A 4,234-nucleotide genomic window follows, 5' to 3' on the forward strand; every position below is an offset into this window, starting at 1 on the left:
TTAACTGTGCGAACAGTGATAAGCGCACCTAACATTTGGGTTAAGCAATCAAGACGCCTATTGTCGATTTTGAAATATGGCTTTAAAATGCGCTTTAACTCGTTGACTGAAACCATGATGTATACCTCTTTTTCGATAATCGAGATTATACACTTTTTGTTTTTATTTCACCGAGTTACTGTCAATGCAAACTAACTATCCAATTAGTTTTGTCCGGTACAGAGACGTTTTTCTACGACGTGGTCTGCTCAAGCATTAAAGAATTGTTTTAAATGAAAATAGTTGCTGTATTAGAAATAATAATAACGCTTGAATATTTTTAAAAGTAGGCTTTAAACGTATTGAATTAATGCGCAAAAAAAATAGTTTAAGTAATCCAAAGCATTATGAGAAATAATTCTGTATCCGTCAACCATTCTATTAATACTCTAAAAAATGATATGTTGTGACTAGAGCATACCATGTTCATATTCCCCTAAAGATTAAAAAGGATTGTTTATATTCAGTGACTATTTGACTGTTGGGCAATTTAAGCAATAAACAAAGAATTCTAAACGAGTTCTATTGAGAAACTTTTTTGGGGCACACCAATTTATGTGAACAGAGCCAAACACTTTAAGACGTATTATTTTTTTAATGTTTTATATAAAAATTAATATTTCAATATTATAATGATTGAGTAATATAAATAAATATAAAATAAAATAAAATGAAAAAATTAAATTATACTTTTTTAGCACTATTATTGGCTACGGTATCCACGAAAAGCCAGGCTTCGGATCTTAAAAAGAATTCAGAGCTTGTTGCAAAATTAAAACAATTTTCAGAGCTTTCTGCCAACAGAGATGCCGCTGTAATTAGTGGTTTTATTAATAAACTTAATAAATATTATCGTGTTTTAAAAAATAACTGTGCAAAACGAAAAGAGCTTAATGATACAGTATCTAGATCTTCCATAGAAGATTTAAATAAAGAAATTATGCTAAATACTGTAAGTTTATCGAGTGATTACTCTGTATATGAAAGAAAAGACTTTGCCAAATTACTAGAATCAGCAGAGTATACGCTAAAAGATGTAGCAAAAATACTTGAGCAGAATAATTGCACTACAGAACATAAAAGTAAATTTTTAGAAATTATACAAGAATTAAAAAATAATTCAAACATGATATGTGTATTAGATTTAGCCCAGACTAGGGTAAAACGAGATGAAAATGTTGGCGACACTAAAGAAACGAATTTTGGCGAAACCACAAAAATGAAGTTTACACCTACTTAAAATCTGATTAATACTATATTCTTAACTACTTCCCTCAATAAAATTAAGAAAAGAAGCCCCGAAAAGGCTTCTTTTTATCATTTATCCATGAGGCTGAAATACAATTTCTCCGTCTACCATTTTACCAAACACATCTTGTCCATCGTGAAGCGTTTCTTCCAGAATAAGAATGGAAAGTGGATCTAACACTCTGCGTTGAATCACGCGTTTTAGAGGGCGAGCACCATACTCGGGCTCAAATCCTTCCTTAGCTAACAGGTTAATTACCTTACTATCCAAGTGTAAACGTATACGTTTTGGCGCTAATAATCGGTGAACCCGGTCTAACTGAATATGCACTACCTGACTCATATGATCTTCTGTAAGTCTATGGAAAAATAAAATATCATCTAAACGGTTCAAAAATTCTGGTCTAAAGGCTTGGCGGACCACCTCCATCACCTGAGAGCGGGTTTTGGAAGAAAGATCTTGATGGGTATCTTGCATCATGTACTGACTTCCTAAGTTTGAAGTCAGAATCAGTAATGTATTATTAAAACCCACTACCCGCCCTTGGCTGTCTGTTAACCGTCCATCATCTAAAATTTGAAGAAAGAGATTGAAGACATCCCCATGGGCTTTCTCCACCTCATCCAACAAAATGAGCTGGTAGGGGCGACGACGTACAGCTTCTGTTAACACCCCTCCCTCTTCATATCCCACATACCCTGGAGGTGCACCGATTAAGCGAGAGACGGAATGTTTTTCCATATACTCGGACATATCAATGCGTAGCATGGCAGTGTCATCGTCAAAAAGAAACTCTGCTAAGGCTTTAGCAAGTTCGGTTTTTCCAACGCCGGTTGGTCCTAAAAACAAGAAAGATCCCATGGGACGTCCTGCATCTGCTAACCCCACGCGAGCACGACAAATTGCGCGACTTACCGCAGACACTGCAGAATCTTGTCCCACTACACGTTGCCTGAGAACGCCTTCCATCTGTAATAACTTCTGTCGTTCTTGCGTCAATATTTTGTCAATAGGAACCCCAGTCCAACGAGACACAATAGCAGCGATATCTCCTTCTGTAACTTCTTCCTTAAGGAGGGCGGGAGACCCTTTTTCTCGTTCACTTTTGATACGGGATTCTAAATCAGGAATAACGCTGTACATCAATTTGCTTGCTTTTTCCCACTGACTTTCTTTTTGTGCTTGAGCCAAATTGGTTCGGGCTTTTTCTAACTCAGTCTTTAAGGTCTGGGCACTACGCAATGCAGTGCGATCCTGTTCCCACTGCGTGCCAAGGGTGCGGCTTTGCTCTTCAAGATTTGCCAGTTCCTTTAAGCACGCTTCAAGACGCGTTCTGGCTGCCGGATCACTCTCTTTCTTTAATGCTTCTTTTTCAATGCGCAATTGCACAATACGACGATCGATTTCATCCAAAGCTTCTGGTTTGGAGTGCACTTCCATACGCAAGCGACTGGCTGCCTCATCAATTAAGTCAATGGCTTTATCCGGTAAAAAGCGATCATTAATGTATCGATCAGACAAAGTTGCAGCACTGACCAAAGCAGTATCGGTAATACGAATACCGCCGTGATGAAGCTCGTAGCGCTCTCGCAGGCCCCTTAAGATAGATATGGTCTCTGCTACCGAAGGCTCTTCCACAAACACCGGCTGAAACCGTCGCGCCAAAGCACCATCTTTTTCAATGTATTGACGATACTCTTTTAGAGTAGTCGCCCCAATGCAGTGCAACTCTCCTCGGGCTAGAGGAGGTTTTAACATGTTGGATGCATCCATGGCGCCATCAGTTTTTCCAGCGCCTACCAAAGTATGAAGTTCATCAATGAATAAAATAATCTCTCCTTGACTGTGCGTAATTTCATCCAAAACCGCCTTTAAGCGCTCTTCAAACTCTCCACGAAATTTACTTCCAGCCAACATTGCTCCTAAATCTAATGCCATGATGCGGGTGTTTCTTAAAGTATCGGGGACATCTCTAGAAGCAATACGTTGCGCCAGCCCTTCTACCACCGCAGTCTTTCCTACACCGGGCTCCCCAATAAGCACTGGGTTATTTTTACTACGACGAGAGAGGACCTGAATCGTTCTTCGAATCTCTTCTTCTCGGCCAATTACGGGATCTAGTTTTCCCTGATGAGCCAGAGCGGTAACATCTTTTGTATATTTTTCTATCGCATTATAATGGGCATCGGAAGAAGCGCTATGAGCATTTTTTCCTTTACGCAATTCTTGAATACTTTTTTCTAAAATCACTGCATCTAATTTAGGTGATATATCTAAATCCAGAACCTTTAGAGCGCCGTAAAGTAATGTCTCTGCGGTTACAAAAGTATCTCCTAAGCGCTGAGAGCAGGATTGTGCTTCCGAAAGCGCCTGTAATAGGGAAGTGCCTGCGCTACACTGTCCACCTTTTACTGGAGGAATTTTACGCAATAAACGCTCTAATTCAGAAATTATCTGCGCTGCATTTAAGGACGAAGCGTTTATTAAAGCAGTCGCCATTCCCTGGCTGTCTTTAATTAATACAAGAGCCAAATGCTCGGCTAGAATTTGAGGGTGCCCTGCGGTAACCGCCAAAGACTGAGCTTCTTGAAGAAAGGCTTTTGCTTTTTCAGTGTAGTGTTCGAAATTCATTCAAATCTCTCCAACATACTTCATGGTCTAATAATTATTTTAAGAAAAAACAATAAAAAAATCAATGTAAGAGGTAAAAGCAGGAAAAGTGTGAACAGATGTTAAATTTTTACGCTGTATATCCAACGAACGATAGAACGGTTATAATAGAAAAAAAAGAAAATATTTAAAGATCTCGTATTCATTGGATTTTTGTCGTAAAGAGTGAGTGATGAGGAAGCGGGTAGACGTTTTGGAATGGAACCATACAGTGTACAGAGGGAGTGCGCGTTTAGAACCGAACTTAGTTTGCTCTAAGCCAGCCAGCACAATGGA

Annotated in this window: 2 protein-coding genes; one reads left to right on the plus strand and one right to left on the minus strand. The window is 38.9% G+C overall.

The annotated features are described in order from the left end of the window. Positions 1-709 precede the first annotated feature (709 nt). Complete coding sequence (locus HCUR_RS07450; protein WP_104207442.1) at positions 710-1,279, plus strand: hypothetical protein; 570 nt, start codon at positions 710-712, stop codon at positions 1,277-1,279. An 81-nt stretch (positions 1,280-1,360) separates the two neighbouring features. On the opposite strand, the gene clpB is transcribed toward HCUR_RS07450, so the two are convergent. After that, entirely contained in the window at positions 1,361-3,919 is a 2,559-nt protein-coding gene (clpB, locus tag HCUR_RS07455; protein WP_104207443.1) for an ATP-dependent chaperone ClpB, read from the minus strand. Between the last annotated feature and the right edge of the window lie 315 nt (positions 3,920-4,234).

The sequence above is a fragment of the Holospora curviuscula genome, assembly GCF_002930195.1.
Lineage (GTDB): Bacteria > Pseudomonadota > Alphaproteobacteria > Holosporales > Holosporaceae > Holospora > Holospora curviuscula.